At 27.8% G+C, this 22,551-nt stretch carries 22 protein-coding genes and 1 pseudogene; 20 read left to right on the forward strand and 3 right to left on the reverse strand.

The genetic code is table 11. From position 1 onward, the window contains the following. The first annotated feature begins 191 nt into the window (after positions 1–191). From AVBRAN9333_RS00835 to AVBRAN9333_RS00890, 12 genes and pseudogenes are all read left to right on the forward strand, one after another. Positions 192–1,286, forward strand: a complete 1,095-nt coding sequence (locus AVBRAN9333_RS00835) for a hydrogenase small subunit (RefSeq protein ID WP_336609267.1) — start codon at positions 192–194, stop codon at positions 1,284–1,286. 3 nt (positions 1,287–1,289) lie between these two features. Further along, positions 1,290–2,996, forward strand: a complete 1,707-nt coding sequence (locus tag AVBRAN9333_RS00840; protein ID WP_214120223.1) for a nickel-dependent hydrogenase large subunit — start codon at positions 1,290–1,292, stop codon at positions 2,994–2,996. Between the two features lies 1 nt (position 2,997). Then, on the forward strand, positions 2,998–3,645 hold the full coding sequence (gene cybH / locus AVBRAN9333_RS00845; protein WP_336609268.1) for a Ni/Fe-hydrogenase, b-type cytochrome subunit: 648 nt from the start codon (positions 2,998–3,000) through the stop codon (positions 3,643–3,645). Beyond that, positions 3,642–4,214 carry a HyaD/HybD family hydrogenase maturation endopeptidase gene (locus AVBRAN9333_RS00850; RefSeq protein ID WP_336609269.1) on the forward strand — a complete coding sequence of 191 codons (573 nt, stop codon included), beginning with the start codon at positions 3,642–3,644 and terminating at the stop codon, positions 4,212–4,214. The genes cybH and AVBRAN9333_RS00850 overlap by 4 nt, the downstream gene beginning before the upstream one ends. Next, entirely contained in the window at positions 4,204–5,346 is a 1,143-nt protein-coding gene (locus tag AVBRAN9333_RS00855; RefSeq protein WP_336609270.1) for a hypothetical protein, read from the forward strand. Before AVBRAN9333_RS00850 ends, AVBRAN9333_RS00855 begins: the two co-directional genes overlap by 11 nt. After that, positions 5,330–7,450, forward strand: coding sequence for a carbamoyltransferase HypF (gene hypF / locus AVBRAN9333_RS00860; protein ID WP_336609271.1), 2,121 nt, complete (start codon positions 5,330–5,332; stop codon positions 7,448–7,450). Before AVBRAN9333_RS00855 ends, hypF begins: the two co-directional genes overlap by 17 nt. Before the next feature lie 46 nt (positions 7,451–7,496). Next, entirely contained in the window at positions 7,497–7,904 is a 408-nt protein-coding gene (gene mscL, locus AVBRAN9333_RS00865; RefSeq protein ID WP_214117937.1) for a large-conductance mechanosensitive channel protein MscL, read from the forward strand. Positions 7,905–8,329: 425 nt separating this feature from the next. Then, complete coding sequence (locus AVBRAN9333_RS00870; protein ID WP_336609272.1) at positions 8,330–8,452, forward strand: hypothetical protein; 123 nt, start codon at positions 8,330–8,332, stop codon at positions 8,450–8,452. A gap of 109 nt (positions 8,453–8,561) precedes the next feature. Beyond that, positions 8,562–9,305: a hypothetical protein gene (locus tag AVBRAN9333_RS00875; protein ID WP_336609273.1), complete on the forward strand. Its 744-nt coding sequence runs from the start codon at positions 8,562–8,564 to the stop codon at positions 9,303–9,305. A 515-nt stretch (positions 9,306–9,820) separates the two neighbouring features. Further along, a complete protein-coding gene (locus AVBRAN9333_RS00880) occupies positions 9,821–10,426 on the forward strand; it encodes a hypothetical protein (RefSeq protein ID WP_336609274.1) in 606 nt (201 codons plus the stop codon). After that, complete coding sequence (locus AVBRAN9333_RS00885; RefSeq protein ID WP_336609275.1) at positions 10,423–11,292, forward strand: helix-turn-helix transcriptional regulator; 870 nt, start codon at positions 10,423–10,425, stop codon at positions 11,290–11,292. The genes AVBRAN9333_RS00880 and AVBRAN9333_RS00885 overlap by 4 nt, the downstream gene beginning before the upstream one ends. 176 nt (positions 11,293–11,468) lie before the next feature. Continuing rightward, positions 11,469–11,579, forward strand: a pseudogene (locus AVBRAN9333_RS00890) (DEAD/DEAH box helicase family protein); the annotation flags it as partial. Between the two features lie 146 nt (positions 11,580–11,725). Here AVBRAN9333_RS00890 and AVBRAN9333_RS00895 read toward each other — a convergent pair. After that, on the reverse strand, positions 11,726–12,229 hold the full coding sequence (locus tag AVBRAN9333_RS00895; protein ID WP_336608680.1) for a hypothetical protein: 504 nt from the start codon (positions 12,227–12,229) through the stop codon (positions 11,726–11,728). Between the two features lie 678 nt (positions 12,230–12,907). Here AVBRAN9333_RS00895 and AVBRAN9333_RS00900 point away from each other — a divergent pair. From AVBRAN9333_RS00900 to AVBRAN9333_RS00915, 5 genes are all read left to right on the forward strand, one after another. After that, on the forward strand, positions 12,908–13,117 hold the full coding sequence (locus tag AVBRAN9333_RS00900) for a hypothetical protein (RefSeq protein WP_336609276.1): 210 nt from the start codon (positions 12,908–12,910) through the stop codon (positions 13,115–13,117). Between the two features lie 29 nt (positions 13,118–13,146). Further along, positions 13,147–13,332 carry a hypothetical protein gene (locus AVBRAN9333_RS09505; RefSeq protein ID WP_442862214.1) on the forward strand — a complete coding sequence of 62 codons (186 nt, stop codon included), beginning with the start codon at positions 13,147–13,149 and terminating at the stop codon, positions 13,330–13,332. Between the two features lie 312 nt (positions 13,333–13,644). Continuing rightward, on the forward strand, positions 13,645–15,105 hold the full coding sequence (locus AVBRAN9333_RS00905) for a type I restriction-modification system subunit M (RefSeq protein ID WP_336609277.1): 1,461 nt from the start codon (positions 13,645–13,647) through the stop codon (positions 15,103–15,105). A 164-nt stretch (positions 15,106–15,269) separates the two neighbouring features. Further along, positions 15,270–16,565 (forward strand): cell envelope integrity protein CreD, encoded by a 1,296-nt coding sequence (gene creD / locus AVBRAN9333_RS00910; protein ID WP_214117948.1) that lies wholly within the window; start codon positions 15,270–15,272, stop codon positions 16,563–16,565. A 160-nt stretch (positions 16,566–16,725) separates the two neighbouring features. Further along, entirely contained in the window at positions 16,726–17,463 is a 738-nt protein-coding gene (locus AVBRAN9333_RS00915; protein ID WP_336609278.1) for a hypothetical protein, read from the forward strand. 89 nt (positions 17,464–17,552) lie between these two features. On the opposite strand, the gene AVBRAN9333_RS00920 is transcribed toward AVBRAN9333_RS00915, so the two are convergent. After that, positions 17,553–19,196, reverse strand: coding sequence for an anaerobic C4-dicarboxylate transporter (locus AVBRAN9333_RS00920; RefSeq protein WP_214117950.1), 1,644 nt, complete (start codon positions 19,194–19,196; stop codon positions 17,553–17,555). 207 nt (positions 19,197–19,403) lie between these two features. Between AVBRAN9333_RS00920 and hypB the strand changes: the two genes are divergently transcribed. The 3 genes from hypB to hypD are packed head-to-tail and all read left to right on the forward strand — an operon-like array spanning position 19,404 to position 21,386. Beyond that, positions 19,404–20,048 carry a hydrogenase nickel incorporation protein HypB gene (gene hypB, locus AVBRAN9333_RS00925; RefSeq protein WP_214117951.1) on the forward strand — a complete coding sequence of 215 codons (645 nt, stop codon included), beginning with the start codon at positions 19,404–19,406 and terminating at the stop codon, positions 20,046–20,048. Between the two features lies 1 nt (position 20,049). Beyond that, positions 20,050–20,304, forward strand: coding sequence for a HypC/HybG/HupF family hydrogenase formation chaperone (locus AVBRAN9333_RS00930; RefSeq protein WP_214117952.1), 255 nt, complete (start codon positions 20,050–20,052; stop codon positions 20,302–20,304). Next, positions 20,301–21,386 (forward strand): hydrogenase formation protein HypD, encoded by a 1,086-nt coding sequence (gene hypD, locus AVBRAN9333_RS00935; RefSeq protein WP_336609279.1) that lies wholly within the window; start codon positions 20,301–20,303, stop codon positions 21,384–21,386. The genes AVBRAN9333_RS00930 and hypD overlap by 4 nt, the downstream gene beginning before the upstream one ends. Before the next feature lie 30 nt (positions 21,387–21,416). Here hypD and nhaA read toward each other — a convergent pair whose 3' ends face one another. Beyond that, positions 21,417–22,550, reverse strand: coding sequence for a Na+/H+ antiporter NhaA (nhaA, locus tag AVBRAN9333_RS00940; RefSeq protein WP_214117954.1), 1,134 nt, complete (start codon positions 22,548–22,550; stop codon positions 21,417–21,419). Between the last annotated feature and the right edge of the window lies 1 nt (position 22,551).

The following is a 22,551-nucleotide window of genomic DNA, read 5'->3' on the forward strand; positions in this document are numbered from 1 at the left end:
TTAGAATTTAAATCAGCATAAATCAATCAAACAAAAACTTTAATAAAATAATATTTTTAAGTTTAATTGTAAGAATTTTATAAGAAATTCAATTATCAAAATTAAATAATTTTAAGATTTATTTTGTCTTTTTTGTAACTTTTAGATTTTAAAAAAATACTATTATTAATAAATTTTTTTAAGGAGAGATTATGCAAATAAATCCTAATAATAAAAAAGATTTAATGCAAATACTAGGCGAACACGGCTTTAGTAGAAGAGATTTTTTGAAATGGTCTAGTGGAATGGCTACTATGCTAGGACTTGGAGCTACTTTTGCACCAAGTATTGCAAATGCTGTTGAAAACAATACTAATACTCCAGTAATTTGGCTACATATGGCAGAATGCACAGGCTGTAGTGAAAGTTTATTAAGAAGTGATGCACCTACTATTGATAGTTTGATATTTGATTATTTAAATATTGAATATCACGAAACTGTTATGGCAGCAAGTGGTCATCAAGCTGATGAGAATTTAGAAAACGCTATTAAAAAACACGCAGGAAAATATGTATTATTGGTAGAAGGTGCAGTTCCTGCAGGAAGCTCTAGTTTTTATCTAACTTTAGGTGCTAAAGGGCATACAGGCGAAGAAATAGCAAAAAATGCCTGTGCTAATGCAGCTGCTATTTTAGCAATTGGCACTTGCTCAAGTTTTGGTGGTATTCAAGCAGCAGCACCAAATCCAACAAACGCAGTTCCGATTAGTAAAATCACAAATAAAAGCGTAATTAATGTCCCAGGTTGTCCGCCTAGTGAAAAAAATATCGTAGGTTCAATCTTACAAATATTATTATTTGGAACAATGCCACTTGATAATTTTAATCGTCCAAAATGGGCATACGAGCATAGAATTCACGATTATTGTGAGCGTAGGGGACATTTTGATGCGGGTGAGTTTGTAGAAAGTTTTGGCGATGAAGGTGCAAAGAAAGGCTATTGTCTTTATAAAGTAGGATGTAAAGGTCCATATACATTTAATAATTGTGCTAAGCAAAGATTTAATCAGCACATAAATTGGCCTATTGGTGCAGGACATGGGTGTATAGGTTGCTCTGAGCCTGATTTTTGGGATAGTATGAGAACTTACGAAGAACCTTTAAAATCACATTTATTTCAAAGCGTATTTAGCGGAATGGGTGCTGATGCTATGAGTGATAAAATAGGCATTGGTGTTTTAACTCTAACAGGAGTAGCAATAGCTGCTCACGCAACAATTTCAGCAATTAAAAAAGACAAGGAATAAAAAATGCAAAAAATAGTAGTAGATCCAATTACAAGAATTGAAGGACATTTAAGAGTAGAAGTAATAGTTGATGATGCAAATGTAGTAACTGATGCTTATGCGGGTTCAACATTATGGCGTGGAATTGAAACTATTGTAAAAGGAAGAGACCCTAGAGATGTTGGCTTTATGACTCAAAGAATTTGTGGAGTTTGCACTTATTCGCATTATAGAGCAGGTATTGAAGCGGCTGAAAATGCTTTAGGTATAGTTCCACCAAAAAATGCAAAACTTACAAGAACATTAATGAATGCAGCTTTATATATGCACGATCATTGTGTGCATTTTTATCAATTACACGGGCTTGATTTTGTTGATGTAGTGAGTGCTTTAAGTGCTGACCCAGCAAAAGCTGAAGCTGAAGCTTTAAAATGGTGTGATAAGCCTTTAGTTTGTGGTGTAGGAGAACTTAAAGCAGTTCAAGAAAAATTAAAAACATTCGTAGATAAAGGAGAATTAGGGATATTTGCGAATGCTTATTGGGGACATAAAACTTATCGCTTTAGCCCAGAGCAAAACTTAGTAGCGTTAAGCCATTATTTAGAATGCTTAAAAGTGCAAAGAACAGCAGCACAATTAATGGCTATTTTTGGTGCAAAACAACCACACCCACAAAGCTTAACCGTAGGTGGTGTAACTTGCGTTATGGATATACTTGACCCTGCTAGAATTGGCGAGTATAAAACTAAATTCTTAGAAATTAGCGATTTTATTCATCGTGCTTATTTAGCTGATATTAAGATGGCTGCGGCTGTTTATAAAAATGAGCCAAGTGTAATGAATGATGTTGGCGTTGATAATTTTATGTGTGCTGATGAGTTTTATTTAGGAGATGATTATTTATTTAAAGGTGGAATTGTAACTAATATGCTAAGCAATCCTGTATTAGGTGCTATTGATGAGAGCAAAATCACAGAAGAAGCAACAAGGTCTTGGTATAAAAACGATAAAGCATTACACCCTTATGATGGCGAACAAGAGCCAAATTATACAGGTCTAAAAGATGAAAAAACTCTAAACGCTAAAGGCGAATTAGAAGATTCTAAAGTATTTGATATGAATGGAAAATATAGCTGGATTAAAGCTCCAAGATATGATAATTTACCTGTTCAAGTAGGACCACTTGCTACTATAGTTGTAAATTATTTAGCTAAAAATCCAATCGTTACAAAAGAAGTTGACGCTTTATTAGCTGAATTAAATATTGAGCTTAAAGACTTACTTAGCACTTTAGGAAGAACTGCAGCAAGAATGATTGAAGCAAAAATAATAAGCGAACACGCACTTAAAGCTCTTGATAGTTTAGTTGAAAATCTAAAAGTAGATCAAAGCACTTGCGCTCCATATAAAATAGATAATTCTAAAGAATACAAAGGTCGCTTTATAGGTAATGCTCCTAGGGGAATGCTAAGTCATTGGATTAGAATTAAAGATGGTATAGTGCAAAATTATCAAGCAGTAGTTCCATCTACTTGGAATGCAAGTCCAAAAGATGCAAATGGTAAAATGGGAACTTATGAAGCTTGTTTAATTGGTCTAAAGATTGAAGATTTAACCAAGCCACTTGAAATTATTAGAAAAATCCATTCGTATGATCCTTGTATTGCTTGTGCTGTGCATGTATTAGATAAAAAAGGTAATAAGTTAGGCGAATATAAAGTAGGAGTTTGATATGAAACATTATGAGTTTTCAATAGGGCTTAGAGCAACTCATTGGCTAAGAGCATTTGCTATTTTAGCCCTTTGTATAAGTGGCTTTTATATTGCTAGTGTATTTATTGCACCTGATAAATCAACCGAGCCAAATCTATTTATGCAGGCTAAATTTCGTTTCGTGCATAATGTAGCTGGGTTTGTTTTATTAGCTTGTTTTATTTTTAAACTTTATCTTTTTATATTTGATAAGCTTAGCAAAAAAGAAAGAGTTAGTATTAAAGATTGCTTTAGTTTAAGAGTATGGATAGAGCAAATTAAGTTTTATTTGTTTTTAGGAAAACACCCACATTTAAAAGGTGTATATAATCCACTTCAATTTGTGAGTTATTTTTTCTTTTATATTGTTTTAGCATTATTAATAATCACAGGTTTTGTGCTATATATTAATGTTTATCACGAAGGTTTTGCTGGTGCAATAACTCCTTTTGTTAAACCATTTGAAGCAATGTTTGGCGGACTTGCAAATGTTAGGATAATTCATCATATTTTAACTTGGGTTACTATGATTTTTGTTGGTGTTCATATTTATATGGCAGTGTTTAATGCAATTAAAGGTAAAGATGGTGCAATGGACGCTATTTTTAGCGGATATAAATACAAATGAGAGTTTTAGTCCTAGGAATTGGAAATATTTTAATAGGAGATGAAGGAGCTGGAGTTATTTTTCTTGAGTATTTTAGGAAAAATCTAGCTCCTAATATTTATATTAAAGAAGAATTTAAAAATCAAGATTCGCATCAATTAGTATTTTTAGACGGCGGGACAATGGCTATGAATTTAGCTCATATAATTGCTGATTTTGATAAAGTTTATGTGATTGATTGTATAAATGCTGATGATTTAGAAGTGGGCGATGTTGTGTTTTTTGACTATGACAAAGTGCCAAGTAATGTAAATTATCAAGGAAGTGCTCACGAACTTGAGATGCAAATGATGCTTAATTTTATGAGTTTAGTAGGTGATTTGCCAATTTGCAAAATCTTAGGCATTGTGCCTAAAAGACTTGAACCTATGAAAATATCTTTAAGCGATGAGATTAAAAAATCTTTTGCTTTAATGCAAAAATGTCTTTTAGAAGAGCTTAAACAAGATGGATTTTTGTTAGAATTTAAAAATGATTTTAGTATAGAACAAGCGATAGAAAATTATAGGAATTTAAGCAGTGTTAATTAGATATGATTTCAAAATAAAATTAAAAGATTTCGGATTATTTTTATTAAAAATTGCCAAGATAAATAATGTAAATTATAAGCTTTATTATGAAGATGATGAGTTTTCTTTAGTTATAGATGATAATGAAGATAAAGTTTTAGCCTTTAATGAATATTTTAAAAAAATACCTTATTTTTTATTTTTAGAAGATTTTAAAATAGAGCTAGAAAATACACAAAAAACAAAAGAATTTGAAATTGAAATTCCAAGATTGCCTTTAAACTTATGTGATGAAGTTTTTGATAATTTAGGTTTAAATGAGTTAGATTATACTAAAACAACAAAAAGTGATTTTGTAATAATTGCTAATTATGAATTATTACAAAAGGCTTTTATTTGTGATAAAAATACTCAAATTTTACTTAATGCTTATGAAAAACCATTTGTAAAATTAGCTTTAAAACCACTTTATAAAAAAGCACATAATTTAGGAGATTTTTTATATGTATCATTTGCTAATAGCAAAAAGCTTTTTAATGAGTTAAAAAATACAGATGAGCTTTATTTTGTAAAAAAGCCTAAAGATTTATTATTAATAGCTCCTTTTGCTGATACATTTTGTGTAATTAATAATCCGTATTCAAATCAATTATCAACTGCTTTTAATATTGATAAATTAAGCTTTAATATCCCTAAAAATAAAGATGAATTAATAAAATTATTACTTAGCTTAGAACAAGGCGAAAAATTATTAAAAAATTATCAAGAAAAGTTCATTTTAAATGAGTTTAGTTTAGAAAATAAAAATATATTTTCATTAATAAAATTAGCAGATATTTTGCTAGATTCTGATATTTTAAAAGTAGTGCCAAATACTTATACAAAGGGAGTTAGAATTGATTGTGAGATTAATGAAGATGGCTTAAATGTAGCTAAGTTTATCTCATCAATTATGAGCTTTAGATTAGCAAATGCAGCTTTAATAGAAGTTGGTGTTTTTGAAGCACTTGTTTTAATGATAGGAAAACTTAACGAAAACGAGCGTGAGATTTGCTCAAAGCTTATGAATTATCAGAGTTTTTTAAATTACAATGCGTTTTTAAACAAGCAATTTAAGTTCAGTAAATGGGCTAATTGTGAGTGTTTTAATTAAGCTTAGTGGCAGGGTGCAAGGAGTTGGATTTCGCCCTGAAGTTTGCAAATTAGCCAAAGCAAAAAAGCTAAATGGCTATATCTTAAATGATACTTTAGGAGTTAGCTTAGCACTTGATTGTGATGAAAAAATAGCAAAAGTTTTTATAAAAGACTTAAAACAAATTCTTAAAAAAAATCGTCCATTAGCAAGTATAGAAAAAGTAAAAATAATTAAAACAAATGAAACTTATAATGATTTTGTTATTAAAAAACCAAGCAAAGATAAGCGTAATCTTGCAGTAATTTTGCCTGATTTCGCCCCTTGTAAGGATTGTATAAAAGAGCTTAATAATCCTAAATTAAAAAGAAGATTTAATCATGCCTTTATAAATTGCACTAATTGTGGCACTAGATTTAGTGTAATTTCTAAAATCCCTTACGATAGAACAAACACTTCTATGAGTGTTTTTAAAATGTGTAAAAATTGCGATAGTGAATATAATAATCTTAATGATAGGAGATTTTACGCAGAGCCTATTGCTTGTAATGATTGTGGGGCTAAGCTTAATTTTGATTTAGCAAAGGCTGTTAAATACCTAAAAGCTGGAAAAATAGTAGCTTTAAAAGGCGTTGGTGGGTTTAATTTATTATGCAATGCTAATGATTTTAATGCGGTAAATAAATTAAGAATGCTAAAAAATAGAGCTTTAAAACCACTTGCAATAATGGTAAAAGATATAAAAATGGCTAAAAAATATGCTAGTTTTACTAAGTTTGAAGAGCGTATTTTAAAGAGCAAAGAGCGACCTATATTGCTATTAAAAAGCCTTAATCAGAGTGCTTTTAATATACATTTTGATTTTAAAAATATCGGAGTATTTTTGCCAAGTGCTCCGATATTTCATATATTATTTAAAGAGCTTGATTTCGCAATAGTTGTTACAAGTGCAAACAAAAGTGGCGAGATGATTTATTCTAAAAAAAGCGATTTTAAGATTTTAAAACCTGATTTAATAATAAATCATAATAGAAAAATAATTAATAAAATTGATGATAGTGTAGGGCAAGTTATAACCAATAAATACCATCATTTAAGAAGTGCTAGGGGCTTTAGACCTTTTTATTACGAGCATAAAATTAAAAAAAATATAAATATCCTAGCTCTTGGAATGGAAGAAAAAAACGAGTTTTTAATATACATAAATGGGTTTTGTATTAATTCGCCTTATATTGGGGATTTAAAGGATATTAGTGTTTATAATCATTTTGTAAAAACTTTAAGATTTTTTGTGAAAAATTATAAGATTAAATTTGATTATGTTTTGTGTGATTTGCACCCACATTTCATTCATAGCGAAAAAATAACAAAAGAATTTGAAATAGGAATTAGCAAAAAGACAAAGATTATAAAAATTTACCATCACGCAGCCCATGCGATGAGTATTGGGCTAAGAAATATTAGAGCATTTTGTTTTGATGGCACAGGATATAAAAACAATCATCATATAAGTGGTGGCGAAGTGCTAGATATTACTAAAAACACTATAAATACAGCCTTTTGTTTTGATGAGTTTAAGCTAGTTAATGTAAAAAATAATGAATTATTAGCTTATAGTATTTTAAAAAAATACGAAATCCCGTGTAAAACTAATCTAAATTATGATATAGCATTGCAAAATTGCACTATAAATACTAGCTCATTAGGTAGAATTATTGATGCTTTTGCCTTTTTAGTTTTAGGGGTCAAAAAAAACGAATTTGAAGCACATTCAGGAATGCTTATTGAGAGTTTTTATGATGAAAATATCAAAGATATTTACAAAATTGAGTTTAAAAATAATAAGATTATTTATAAGGATATTTTTGCAACTTGCTTAAATGAAAGCAAGGTTTTAGCTTGTTCAAAATTTATTAATACCATTGTTTATATTATTAAGTTTTTAAGTCCTAATAAAAAAGCGATTTTAAGTGGCGGGGTGTTTTGTAATAAAAGCATTTTAAATCTTTTGCTAAATGATAAAGAATACAAATTCTATACTCCAAAAAACGAAACGATAAACGATGGTTGCATAGCTTTAGGGCAGTTAAACTATTTCTTAAACAATATGGAATTTAAGGATTAATTTATTATTTATTGTTAAAATCTCGCCTTTTTTTCAAGGAGAGAATATGAAAATATTACAAGAATTTAAAACATTTGCAATGCGTGGAAATGTTGTAGATTTAGCTGTGGGTGTGGTTATAGGAACTGCTTTTGGTAAGATTGTAAGCTCACTTGTGGCTGATATTATTATGCCTATTGTTGGAGTTTTAACAGGCGGAGTTGATTTTAGTGATTTAAAATTGGTTATTAAAGAAGGTGCTAAAGAAGCTGAAAATGTAACCGTTAATTATGGTTTATTTATTCAAAATATAGTTGATTTTTTAATCATTGCGTTTTCAATTTTCGTTGTTGTAAAGCTAATCAATAAGCTTAAAAAAGCAGAAAAAGAAGAAGAAAAACCAGCTCCTGCTCCAGCTCCAAGCGAAGATATAGTGCTGCTAACAGAAATCAGAGATTTATTAAAAAATAAATAATCTTAAGCTAATCTTAATGATTAGCTTTTTATATTTTATTTTCTTCATTTTTCTTTAATCAGTAATTTTATAAGTTGTTAATATTTCTTACAATAAAATTTATATAAAAATAATAACTATATTTAATATATAAATATAAACGTTACAGCTTTAGTGGTATAACAAGTAGCTTATAATTTAGATAAATACACAAATATTATCAGGGTAATTTTATATATTTGATATTAAGTAGATAAATTTAACTTAAACAAATAAAAATTTATTTTAAATTTCTAAATAAGATTATTGTTAATTTTAAATCCAAATATTTTTACAAAATCACAAAAATTATCTCATAAATTACACAAAAAGACTTAGTGTGTCTTTTGCTTTGGTTATCATTTAGTACTTATTTTTTAATAAGAATTTATTTTAAGGAGAAGTAAATGAGATTTTCTTTAATTGAGGACAAATTTTCTATTAACTATGATGACCGTTGCCCTATTTGTGGTAATAATAGTCTTTTTTGTAATTGTTCTGATGTTTATGGTGCTGAAGATGATGATTAAAAATAATTAGTATTAATACGCAAACTTTTAGCCAAACTTAATTTGTTTGGCTAATTTTGAGTATTTTAAATAAGTCTTGGTTTATTTGGTATAAAGGAAAATAATTAAAATGAAAAAAATATTAACAATAATTACTTTATTAACAGCTACTATAAATGCTGCTTATATAGGTACATCTAGTACTTTTACTAAACTTAAAATACAAAATCCTGAAGTAGATAAAATAGGTAGAATTAAAAATAAGAATAATAATCTTTATGATAGTTTTTATATAAAAATGTTTAAAGAATCATATAATGATTTACCTATAGGATTTGAGATATCAATTGGTGGTTCTGGATACGAAAGCGACATAATGCATCCTGAAGGTGGAGTAAAAAAAGTAGGTTATGTAAAACAAATTCATTCAAACTTCAATTTAATGTTGGCTTATAGTTTATATAACGAATTTAGCTTGTTTAAAATTAAAACAAATTTATTATTTGGCTATACTCGTACTAAATTTAAATATCACCTTGAAAAGTATGAGCTGTTAGGATATAAAATTGTTAATTTAGCTAATGAAAAAGAAAGATTAAATGGTGTGATTTATGGTTTTGATTCTATGATTTTATTTGATACTCTTTATTTGGAATTTGATTTATATGATAGGAAATATTTTAAAAATAAATATATAAAATCACTCAATAAAACTATAAAAACTCCTTTAGAATATAGTGCTACAATAGGCATTTATGATAATGAGTTATTTGGCTACAAGATAGGGTATAAAATAGGGTTAAAATATTTAAAACAATCTACTATTTATAGTAATAGACATGCTTTAGGTTTTGATTTAGCAATTAGCTTTTAACTAATTGCTAATTAATTTATTCTTCATAATTTTAACTTTTAATTTATGTAAAATTTATAAATATCTCATTTTAATCAAGTTAAAAGACATAGTATGTCTTTTGTATGTGTTAAAATATCAATGAATTTATTTTTAAGGAGAAAATATGAGTTATATTTGTTCTTATTGCGGTGAAAGATATAGCAGTCTAAATGGTAAAAAATGTTTCTGTAACAAAAAAGAAGGGGTTCATGTATATGTAAGAAAAAATTCTATTCCTGTTTGTCGTTATTGTTGTAGGGAGGGAGATGATATTTTTGGGAATAGATGTAGAAATAGTCCATATGGATATTGTCAAAGTATGTAAAGAGATTATTATTCATACTAGTTTAATAATTTAAGTGATACTTGCTAATACAAATAGTAAGTATCATTATAGTAATTTTATTTATTTTTGTTTAGTTTAATAAATAAATGAAATTTTATTTTAAATTCTTTGGTTTGAAGTATTTAAAATAAAATTATTAAGGAAAAATATGACACCATTAATCAAAATAAAAAGACCAACTTCAGAAGAAGTGAGAAAATATACTATAGAAAAAGTTGATGAGCACTATGAATTACAAGAAGTTGCTTTAAATAAATTGTTTACTAAAACTTATCCAAAAAATGATGATATAAATGATATTTTGATAAAAGCATCATCATTAAACGATTTTTATAGCACAAATATTTTTTCAATTTTTCCTGTTGCTAAGCATATAAAAGATTTAAATATTGATAAGGGTTTAGAAGATGGGGATTTAAGTTTGGTTAGTAAGATAGCGAGTGTAAATATAAATGGAGTAAATAAAAAATTTTATTCATTTGCTAGCAAATACTGCTCACATCATAAGCCAGAAAAATTTCCTATATATGATTATTATGTAGATACTATGTTAAAATATTTTCAAAAAACTGATAGTTTTTATAAGTCTAAAAAAATGGATTTAAAAAATTATGAGACTTTTTGTGATGTTATAAATGAGTTTATTAAATTTTATAGCTTAGGCGAGTTTAAAATCAAGCAAATTGATGTGTATTTGTGGCAATTAGGCAAAGTTGCGTTTCCAAGAAACTATAAAAAGAAAAGTAAGCAGTGAGATTACCAAGTACAGGAGATTTGTTAGTAGAAAGAATAATTGAGATATTAATAAGACTTTATAATAAAGAGCGTTTTAGCAAATCTGAATTAGCATTAGAATACGGAGTAAGTGAGCGAACCATTCAGCGTGATATTATGCAAAGATTAGGGCATTTATCTATTGCTAAAGATAAGAGCGGTAGGTATTACATAAAAGATAGTAAGATTTTAAAAACTTATAAAAACGACTATATAAATTTGTTAAAAAAATATCATTGGGGGGGGGTATTTGCAATTGATTTTATAGAAAATTTTTCTGAGAGTAAGTATTTTCCTATAAAGTTTCAGCCAATTAGTGAGGTTTGTAATATGAGTGATTTTACTAACCTATGCAGGGCTATTATCTTTCAAAAAATCATAAAAGTAAATTACGATAATAAGCTAAGAACCTTAAAACCATATAAGCTTATAAGTCATTTAAGTACATGGTATCTACTAGCTACTGAAGATGATATCATAAAAACATTTGCTTTATACAAACTAAAGTCTATAAATATATGCAAAGATGAGTTTTCGCATGATAAAAAGGTCTTAGAAGAGCTTGAAAATGACAATGATTTTTTTACTAGCTGTGATAGGATTGAAGCTATTTTAGAAGTTAGTGGTTTAAAAATAGAGTATTTTTTAAACCATAAAATCCTAGCAAATCAAAAAATAATAAATAAAACTGATGATAAGCTCATAATCAGCACAATGATAAGTTATGATGATGAATTGCTTAGCGTGGTGTTTAGGTTTATACCTTATGTAAAAATTCTAGCTCCAAAAGAATTAGCACTTGAAAGTAAAAAGATAGTAAAAGAATATTTAGAGTATTTAAAATGATAATGAAATTAAGTATTTTAAAACATTAAGAGCATAAAGTATTTTTGCATATACTGCGAATATGTATTTCAAAATTTATTAAAAGATTATTAATATAAAAATTATTTCAATATTTGTAATTTTTAATAATTTTATATATATTTCTAATAAATTTCATAAATTATTGGCGGATTTAAATGTTAGAAAACGAAACTAGAGCAAAATATATTGATATAAAGCTAGAAAACGCTGGGTGGCTTAAGGAAAACATTAGGAAAGAGTATTATTTTACTGATGGTAGGATACTAAACTTAGTGATTATGCAATAGATTTTATGATTTAGATTTATTAGAAGGGTACAATTACTATAATAGCAAGAGTACCTTATATTCAAAAATCTAAATTTCAAACCTTTAAAGGTATTGTATAGTAAATTTAAATTCGTAATACATTATCACTTAGTTAATACCTTTAATTGAAAATACACTAATCTTATGTTTAGATGATTATTAATATATATAAGCTTTTCTATTGATATAGAACCTATATTTTTTAAAGCTACTTTTCTAATAAGATGATAATTTTCATCTTTTGAGTTTATATAATCTCTACTACCGTCCAATTTAGGTAAGAATAACGTAAAAAATAAATTTTCATCTTTAATATTTTCTATTTCTTTTTTTCTAATATCGTATATTCCACTATCATAGTTATTTTTATTGACATTTAAATAGTTTAATAAATCAGCTTTTTCAATTATACAATTCACTGTACCAATACCTTTTTTTATTTCAAAGAAGGCCTCTATGTCTTCGCAAGAATTAACACTTATATATAATTTTGCTTCCCCATGACCACAGCCATTTTTATTGTTAGGATATACAAAACAATCTGGAATTTTAATATCCTCAATACCACTATGTTTATTATATTGTTTTCCATCAATTATCTTATACATAATTCCTCCTATTTTAGTTATATTCTTATAATTATATATATAATAAGTTAATGGTGTTTATTGAGTTTTTCTATTTAAATCAACTTCGGAAATAGAATTTTATTCTTTATGATTAAAAGACAATTTTATGATAAAAATTTTTCTAACTTACATCGATTTTTAATAAATGTAAGTTAGAAAAGTACAAATAAAAACAGATATTTATCTAAATAAACTCATTTTTAAATAACACTACAAGTTTGTAAAAGTTCTAATATAACTTAGAATATGTATTTAATCGTATTTTCGTTTTTATGTTGTTTGTTAAGTTTTCTTAATTTGTAATTGGGTATATAATCATTATTTAACTTGATAAGTTTGATTATAAGTATTTAAGAGAACCTGCTAATTTATTAAATCATATAAAATCACTTATAAAAGATGAAAAAATGCATTATATTATGCTTGATGAAGTTTAGTTTTTAAAAAACTTTGAAGAGGTTTTAAACACGCTTTTATATTTTGATAATGTTGATGTGTATGTAACGGGCGGTATTCTAAGTTTTTATCAAGCGATGTTATAACGGAGTTTTGTGGTAGAGGAGATGAGCTATATTTATACCCACTTAGCTTTAAAGAATTTATGCAAACAAAAGATGATATAAATACAGCTTGGAATGAATAATAGTATGGGGCGGAATGCCATTTGTGGCGACTCTGCCTACACAAGAGCAAAAAAGTGCTTATTTGCAAAATCTTTTTAAGGAAGTTTATTTAAAAGATTTAATTGAAAGAACCAATATCAGCAAAACTTATGAACTAGAAAGCTTGTTAGATATTTTGGCTTTAAATATAGGAGCACTTGCAAACCCTAGCACCATAAAAAAACATTTGCTAGTAAAGGCATAAAGATAAGCAATGTAACTATTAAAAATTATATAGATTTTTTACAAGATTGTTTTTTGATAAGTAGTGCAAATCGTTATGATGTAAAAGGGCGAAAATATATAGGCACTCCACTTAAATACTATTATGAAGATATAGGCTTAAGAAACGTTATGTTAAAGTATAGACAAATAAAATTAAAACACATATTAAGAAAATATAATCTACAAAGAGTTTAAATCTCGTGGATATATGGTATATGTGGGTGTGATAGAAGTGTATAAATGTAATATGGGAAAAACATTAATAAATCTTTAGAAGTTGATTTTGTAATAAACAAATCAGATGAAAGGATATATATTTAATCAGCTTTCAGTATGTCAAGCGAAGAAAAAAAAGGCTCAAGAAAAACAATCTTTAATAAACATAAAAGATAACTTTTATTAAAGTTAATCTACTTAATTTTACGATGATGATAGACTTTTACTATAAATCTACTTGATTTTTACTTGATGATAAATATTTAAAAGTATGATGGGTAAAGGACAAAAATGCAAAACAAAATAGACCAAATAACAGACATTTTAAGGCGTGATGATGGTATCAGTGGGGCTATGCATTATACGGAGCAAATTAGCTGGATACTATTTTTAAAATTCTTAGATGATTATGAAAAAGAGCTTGAAGAAAAGGCGTTTTATGATGATAAGGAGTATGTAAGCATATTAGATAACAAATTTGCGTGGAGTAGTTGGGCAGCACCTAAAAAAGAAGATGGCACACTAGATATTAAAAATGCCCTAAGCGGTGATGATTTGACTAATTTTGTAAATAATGAGCTTTTTGTCTATCTAAAAAGCTTTAAAAACAACGATGATTTTAAAAGCATTGAGTATAAAATCGGTGGTATTTTTGAAAATATTGACAACAGAATAAGTAGCGGACACACGCTAAGAGATATCATAAATATCATTGATGAATGTAGCTTTAGCAAAGATGATGATACGTTTGCACTAAGCCTAGTGTATGAAAAACTGCTAAAAGATATGGGGAGCGATGGGGGAAATAGTGGGGAGTTTTATACCCTAAGACCACTTATAAAAGCTATCGTTGAAGTGATAGACCCAAAGGCAAATGAGCGTGTGTATGACCCTGCCTGTGGTAGTTGTGGGTTTTTGTGTGAGAGTTTTTTGCATGTGATGAGAGATAAAACAAGCCTTAGCAATGATGAGATAGATTTTATGCAAAATGACGCCTTGCACGGCAAGGAAAAGACCCCATTAAGCTATGCAATGGGTGTTATGAATATGATTTTGCACGGCATAAAATCTCCAAATATCATCAAAACAAACACCCTAAATAAAAAAATCACCGATATAAGCGAAGATGATAGATATGAAATAATCCTAGCAAATCCACCATTTGGTGGCAAGGAAAAAGAGCAAATCCAAAACAACTTTTTAGTAAAATCAAACGCCACTGAGCTACTATTTTTACAACATATCCTAAAAAGCCTTAAGATAAACGGCAGATGCGCTGTGGTAGTGCCTGAAGGAGTGCTGTTTCAAAACTCAAACGCCTTTACAAGCGTAAAGCAAGATTTAGTAAATGAGTATAATTTGGAGTGTGTTTTAAGCCTTCCTAGTGGGGTGTTTTTGCCTTATAGTGCTGTTAAAACTAATGTGCTGTTTTTCTCGCTTGGTAAAAGGTTTTTAAGTGATAGTGATGAGGTGTATTATTATGAGCTAATACCACCTTATAAACTAACTAAAAATAAGCCTTTAGAGTATGAGCATTTTAAAGATTTTCTATCTTGTGTTAAGGAGCGTAAAATCACTGAAAACTCATGGCTAGTAAGCAAAAGCGAACTTGCTCTTAAAAACTATGATTTAAGTGCAAAAAATCCAAACATAAAAGAAGAAAAAGAGCTAAGAAGCGTAGATGAAATTCTAAACTCACTTAGCAAAAACATAGCAAAATCAAGCGAACTTTTAAAAAAGCTAGGTATTTAAGCTTTGTGGAAAAATATAATAAACGAAAAAAATCGTTTAGTGATTTTAATAAATATAAATTTTAATTATTTGCAGTGGAATTTAAAATAGGAATTTCGTTTGGTATTTGTAATTTAAGCTTATTTTGTATATGATAAATATTTTAAAAATTAAAAGGAAATAAAATGATTAAAACACCATCTAATTCAATAACTAAAAAAGTAGGTTTTATATTTTTACTTGCAATACTACTTCAAATACCATTGTTTTTCATAAACGGCATAATAAATGAGAGAAATGATACTTATGAAAATATGGTTGATACTCTAGGTAATGAATGGGGTCAAAAGCAAACAATACACGGGATTTTTCTAGTAATAAATGGCACTAAAGAACAAAATATAAAAGATGAAGAAGGCAATACGATTACGCAAAAAGTTCCTTACGAAAAAATCATAATCCCAAGCCAAATTGATGTAAAAATTGATATTTTAGATGAGATTAGACAAAAAGGAATATATAAAGCTAGTGTTTATAACGCAAATATTAACATTGGTGGTAATTTTGCTGATTTAGATGAAAAATTACCGCAAGACTTTGATGAAATTTATTTATCTTTAGGTTTATTAGATGCAAAATCGTTAGTAAATATCTCAACTTTTAAACTAAATAGCATTGATTTAAAACCAAATGCAGGGACAAATAGTAAAAATTCTCATTTAAGATATGGAATTTCATCACTAATTAATAAAAATATGTTGAAAAATAATACACCTTTTGAAATTTCTTTCACATTAAGGGGCTCAAAAGGTATAGAGATACTTCCTTTAGCGCAAAAGAATACCTTAGATATTAATTCAAAAGAAAGCAAACCAAGTTTTTATGGGACATTGCCTGTTAGTAAAAATCTTGATAATAACGGCTTTAATGCAAAATATGAAATTATGCCATTTACTATGAATTATCAAAAAGCTATAAATAATTCAAATCATTATCTAAATGATAATCTAATCGGTATTAATCTATACGAAGGCATTACTCATTACAGACAAGTAATAAGAGCTGCTAAATACGGCATATTATTTATAATGCTTAGTTTATTTGTGGTTTATGTTTTTGAAATTTTAGGCAAAAAACCAACTCATTATATCCAATACGGAGTTGTTGGATTTTCGCTAACTTTGTTTTATTTGGTTTTGCTTTCAATGTCAGAATATTTTAGTTTTGAACTTGCCTATATTATCGCTACATTAATGGTTGTAATACCAAACGCACTTTATATAAAAGCTCTTACAAATAGCAAAAAATTTGGCTTTGGAATGCTGCTATTTTTAGGCGGTGTTTATGCAGTATTATTTTCTGTGCTTCAAATGGAGCAATTCGCACTAATTACTGGAACAATTCTTATAATGATAGTTTTATATGTTCTCATGTATATTACAAAAAATATTGATAATTTTTTGGATAAAAAGGCTGAATAATTAGGATATTAAAGGATAAAAAATATTGAAATTCCGATTTTAAATTCCGTTAAAATTTAATGTATTTTCAAGATATTTTAAAAGGAATTTAAATTAGGAATTTCAATTTTATTTTTAGTGATTTTTAAATTTAAATATTTTTGCTTTTAAGGATAACAAAATGGCTTTAAAAGGTTTTTTAGCAAAAGCTAATGTGATTTTTAAAAATACGCTTTTTTATCTAGCTTGGTTTTTGTTTTTTATACCATTTTATATAGGAGATTTTAGTTATATTCCTTGCTTTATATTTGCTTTTCTTTTTTCTAGGATTTATCTTTTACTATCTCAAGATGATTTAGATAGTAAGATAATCTTGCAAGATAAGTTTTATTTACTTTTAAGACATATTTCGCTTTTTATATCGTGTGTTTGCCTTGCTAAGATTGTTTATAATTTTTGTCTTTATGATAAAAGCGTTTATAAGAGCATTGATACTCTTAAAAATCTCGTGCTATTTGCGATATTTGGCTTTGTATATTTATATACTGCTAGAAAAAACTATAATGTTTATTTTAAAAAATACTTAGCTTTAACTTTGGCTATGCTTTGTGCTTGGTGGTATTATGATGATTTTTTAAAACAACCCAATGAGCTTATAACAAGGATTTTAAAGTCAAATTTAAAGTGTAGTAACCTTGAAAGAGTTTGCCTTGTGCTTGATAAAAGTGTATTAGATGATATAAATAATGATATAAAAGGCAAAAGCTATGATGAGATACAAAAGACTTTAAGCCAGTTAGAATTTAAAATGAAAAATGAATATTTTTATTTTACTAAAATACTTTTGGGCAAAAGTGTTAGCATTAGGCTTGAATTAGAAGATGATAAGATAATTGAGATTATAGTTTCTAGGTTTTAAATTATAGTTTTATTGGAAAATAATATTTTAAATTCTAGTTAAATATTGGCAAATTAAAATCTTAATTTTGCCCTAAAATAGGGCAAAATTTATAAGTAACCATAAAAACTCGCAAGAAAATATCCAAATATACTTGAAGTAATAACACCTATAAAACCAGGAATAATAAAACTATGATTTATTACAAATCTTCCTATACGAGTTGTTCCGCTTCTATCAAATTGAATAGCTGCTAAATCACTTGGATATGTTGGTAAAATAAAATAGCCATAACAAGCTGGTGCGAATGCTAAAATAATTGCTGGATTAACTCCTATATTTAAAGCTAGTGGCACAAACGCTACAAGTGCAGCTGCTTGAGAATTTACTAATTTAGAAATTATTATTAAAACTATTGCGTAAGTCCAAGGATATTCGCTTAATATATTTCCTAAGCTATCTTTTATCATTTGAGTATGTGTTGCAACCATACTATCAGCCATCCAAGAGATTCCAAATACAGCCACAAGAGCAACCATTCCTGATTTAAATATCTCACTTTTTGAAATATTATTTGCATTAGTTTTTGTAAAGATTATTATTAATGAACCTGCCAAAAGCATAAAAATTTGAATTACTTCAACCATTCCTAAAGGTTTTGCTTGTTCTTTTTTATCGCTAAAAATAATTTTTGCATTTTCAAATTTTTCATTATTAATAATTACATAGTTATTTTCTTGTGTTATTTGTAGATTGTTATCAATGCTAATTGCTTTTATATTTTCTTTCGTACTTTTTACTTTACCATCTTTAATAGTTTTATTTAATTCATTATAAGTAATTATGAGATTTGAATTCTTAATAGGTATTTCTTTCATTGTTTTAGCATTATTATCTACGATTAAAATACTTGCTGAATCAACTTTTGTGTTAAATGCAGGTCGTAGATTTGAAAAATATCCTAAAATAGCAACTAAGGCAATAGCGCCTAAAAATATCCACATTGATAACCAAGCACTATTAGGTAATTTTTCACCTATTAATGATTTGCACCCACCACCATAAACATATTTTTTAAATTCTTCATCTTTAATTTTTTCTTGAAATTCACTATCTTTATCTAAATCTTTACCCCTAAACCAGCTAAATATTCCAACGCAAAGCACTCCTAAATAAGTTGATGGTATTGTAATTTTAAGTAAGTCCAAATATCCATCAAATCCTGCTAAGTGATGATTACTATTAATAATAAATGCTGTTAGAGTTACTACAGCCACTGATACTGGGCTAGCAATTATTCCAAGTTGTGCTGAAACACTACTTGCTGCCATCGGTCTTTCAGGTCTAATATTGTTTTTAATAGCTATGTCATATACAATAGGTAAAATTGTATAAACAACATGCCCTGTGCCACAAAGAACGGTTAAAGTACAAGTTGTAATTGGAGCTAAAATACTAATATATTTTGGATTTTTTCTAAGAATTTTTTCAGCTATTTGAAGCATTACATCAAGACCACCACTAGTTTGAAGTGTCGCACTAGCCACAACAACTGCTAAAATAGTTAGCATAACATCAATTGCTGGTTTTCCTGGTTTTACACCAAAGCCAAAAATCATCACAATAAGCCCAACGCCGCCTAACATTCCAAGAGTAATTCCACCTTTTTTTGAGCCATAAAATAGGCAAATACATACAATAGCTAGTTGTATAGCAAATTGTAAAGAATTAGGTAAATTCATAAGAATATCCATTTTTTATCCTTTAATTAAAAAAAAATTGATAAATTTTATATTTAAAAGTTAAATATTTAAATTAATTTTAAAAATTAAGTTTTAATTAATTTAAATATTAGTATTAAATTTTTTACTTAGAATTTGGTCTATTATTTATAAAATGATTTTTGTTGCCATTGTAAATACTTTTACTTAGTAAAATGTGAAAAATTTAAGGAGTAGGTAATGAAAGTAATCATTGAAGCAAAAGCAAAAATTATGGCTGAAAACGAAAATCAAGCAAAAATCAATCAAGAGTTTTTTAAAAAATCTAATTTATATTGCCTTAATTTTATGAGCTCTCCTGGTAGTGGTAAAACCACTCTACTTGAGTATATTATAAAAAATAATTTATTAAAATTATGCGTAATTGAAGGGGATTTAGAGACTAATAAGGACGCTGATAGGATTATCAAAGCAGGTGCTAAAGCATATCAAATAAGCACAGGTCAAAGCTGTCATTTAGACGCAAAAATGATAGATTTAGCTCTAAAAAATCTTGATATTAGTAATTCAGAGTTTTGTGTAATAGAAAATATAGGCAACTTAGTATGCCCTGCATCATATAAATTGGGCGAGAATTTAAATGTTGTACTTTTATCAAGTCCTGAAGGAAGTGATAAAGTAGCAAAATATCCTGTTATGTTTAAAAGAGCTGATGTGATAGTTTTAACTAAAATGGATATAGCAAAATATTTTGATTTTAGCCTAGAAACTATCACACAAGAAGCAAAAAAATTAAATCCAAATGTAAAAATCTTTTGTGTAAGTAGCACTACAGGCGAAGGAATTGCCGAACTTTGTGAATATTTTAAATCTTTAAGGAGTTAATATGTGTTTATCTATACCATCAAAAGTTTTAAGTGTTGATGAAAATAATTTTGCACAGGTTGATACTTTAGGGATTAAGCGCGGGGTTAGCCTTGATTTGATACCTGAGCAGGTTAATGTGGGGGATTTTGTATTAATTCATGTTGGTTTTGCTATGCAAAAAATTGATGAAGCAGCTGCTAAAGAAAGTTTAGAATTATATAAGCAAATTGCAGATGAAATAGGTAGCGAAGAGATTGAAAGTAGGTTTTTATGAATTACATAAAAGAATATAAAGACGCAAATATTATTAATAATTTAAAAAAACTAATTAATAATGTTAAGCTTGATAGGGTTTATAATGTAATGGAGATTTGTGGCGGACATACACATTCGCTTATAAAATACTCAATCCCTTCTCTTTTGCCTAATATTAACTTTATTCATGGGCCAGGTTGTCCTGTTTGTGTAATGCCAAAAAGTAGGCTTGATGAAGCTATTTTTTTAGCAAGTATGGAAGGTGCTATTTTTTGCACACTTGCTGATTTGATTAAAGTTCCTGCTAGTAATACGAGTTTAGAAAAATTAAGAGCGCAAGGCAAGGATATTAGAGCGCTTTATAGCCCACTAGAAGTATTAAAAATCGCAAATGAAAATAAAGATAAAAAGATTATATTTTTTGCAATAGGTTTTGAAACTACTACTCCTATGAGTGCGGTTTTGATTGAAAAAGTGCTTGAAATGGGACTTAAAAATGTATTTTTTCATATAAATCATGTAAGAGTTCCTGAGCCTGTTGAAGCCTTATTAAATGATAAAGATTGTAATATTGATGGCTTTTTAGCCCCATCGCATGTAAGTGTGATAATAGGAGAAAACGCATATTTAAATATGGCTAATGCTTATAAAAAACCATTTGCTATAAGTGGTTTTGAGCCTGTTGATTTAATGCACTCGCTATTAAATTTAAGCTTACAATTTAAGAATAAAACTCATAATGTTTATAATGAGTATTCAAGATTAGTTAGTAAAAATGGCAATGAAAAAGCTAAAGAATTAATTGATAAATACTTTAGGCGTGATGATTTTGAATTCCGTGGCTTAGGTGTTATTAGTAATGGCGGTTTGGAGCTAAAAGATGAATATGATTATATAAACGCAAAAAAAGTATTTGATATAAAAACAAATACAAAAGCAGAAAACAAAGCCTGTCTATGCCCTAAGATTTTAAAAGGACTTGCAAAGCCAACTGATTGCAAAGTTTTTGGTAATTTATGCACGCCTAATAATCCAATAGGAAGTTGTATGGTAAGTAGTGAAGGTGCTTGTGCTGCTTATTATAAATATAATAGAATTTAAATTAACTCCTTTTTATAGGAGTTAATATGATTATTTGCTTATAAATCTTAGCCAAATATAGCCTAATACAGCTGATACAAAAGAAGCACTAAGTATTGCTAGTTTTGCACTATTAAATAATTCAGGATTATTTTCAAATACAAGAGTGTTTATAAAAAAGCTCATAGTAAAACCAATACCTGTTAGTATGCAAACCCCGTATAATTGAACTTTATTTGATGGTAATTTAAAGCCAAATTTACTAGCAATTAAGCAAAAGCTAAAAACACCTAATTGTTTGCCTAAAAATAGACCTAAAAATACTCCAAAAAATACTGCATTAAAATCATTTAAATTAAGACCATTAATCAAAACTCCAGCATTAAATAAAGCAAATAAAGGCAATATAAAATAATTTATATAAGGTGTTAAATCGTGCATTATATGTTCTAAAAATTCTTTATTATCTTTAGTATTTAATGGTATAAAAAACGCACACGCCATACCAGCTAAAGTCGCATGAACTCCACTTTTAAGAACACAAACCCAAATAAATGCACCAATAATCACATAAAGGCTTTTTATACAAATATGCAAATAATTTAATAATAGCAAAATAGCTAAACCACAAGTAGCAAGGCTAAGACTTAAAATACTTAGCTCGTTTGTATAAAATAAAGCGATTATAATAATTGCAGCAACATCATCAAATATTGCAAGGCTTAGTAAAAATATTGTTAAAGATTTTGGAATTTTATTTCCAAGTAATAATAAAACTCCTAAAGCAAAAGCAATATCAGTTGCAGTCGGTATTGCAAAGCCTTGTAGAGCAAAGCTATCGTTTATATTAATTAAACTATAAATTATAGCAGGGACAATTACTCCACCAAGTGCTGCAATTAGTGGCAAACTAGCAGCTTTTATATTGCTTAATTCTCCTATTAGGATTTCTTTTTTAACTTCTAATCCAACCCAAAAGAAAAATATAGCCATAAGCCCATCATTTACCCATAAAGTAAGTGGTTTTATAAGGTTTAAATCTCCAAAAATCACACCTGCTTTATAATTAGTAATGAGTTCATAATAAGTGTTTAGATTTGAATTTTTAAGAGCTAAAGCAAGTATAGTCATAAAAATCAATAAAATTGGAGCAAAAAGCTCGTGAGTTATAATTTTTTTAAGCATA

It is taken from the genome of Campylobacter sp. RM9333 (assembly GCF_020137705.1).
In the GTDB taxonomy this organism is placed as follows: Bacteria; Campylobacterota; Campylobacteria; order Campylobacterales; family Campylobacteraceae; genus Campylobacter_E.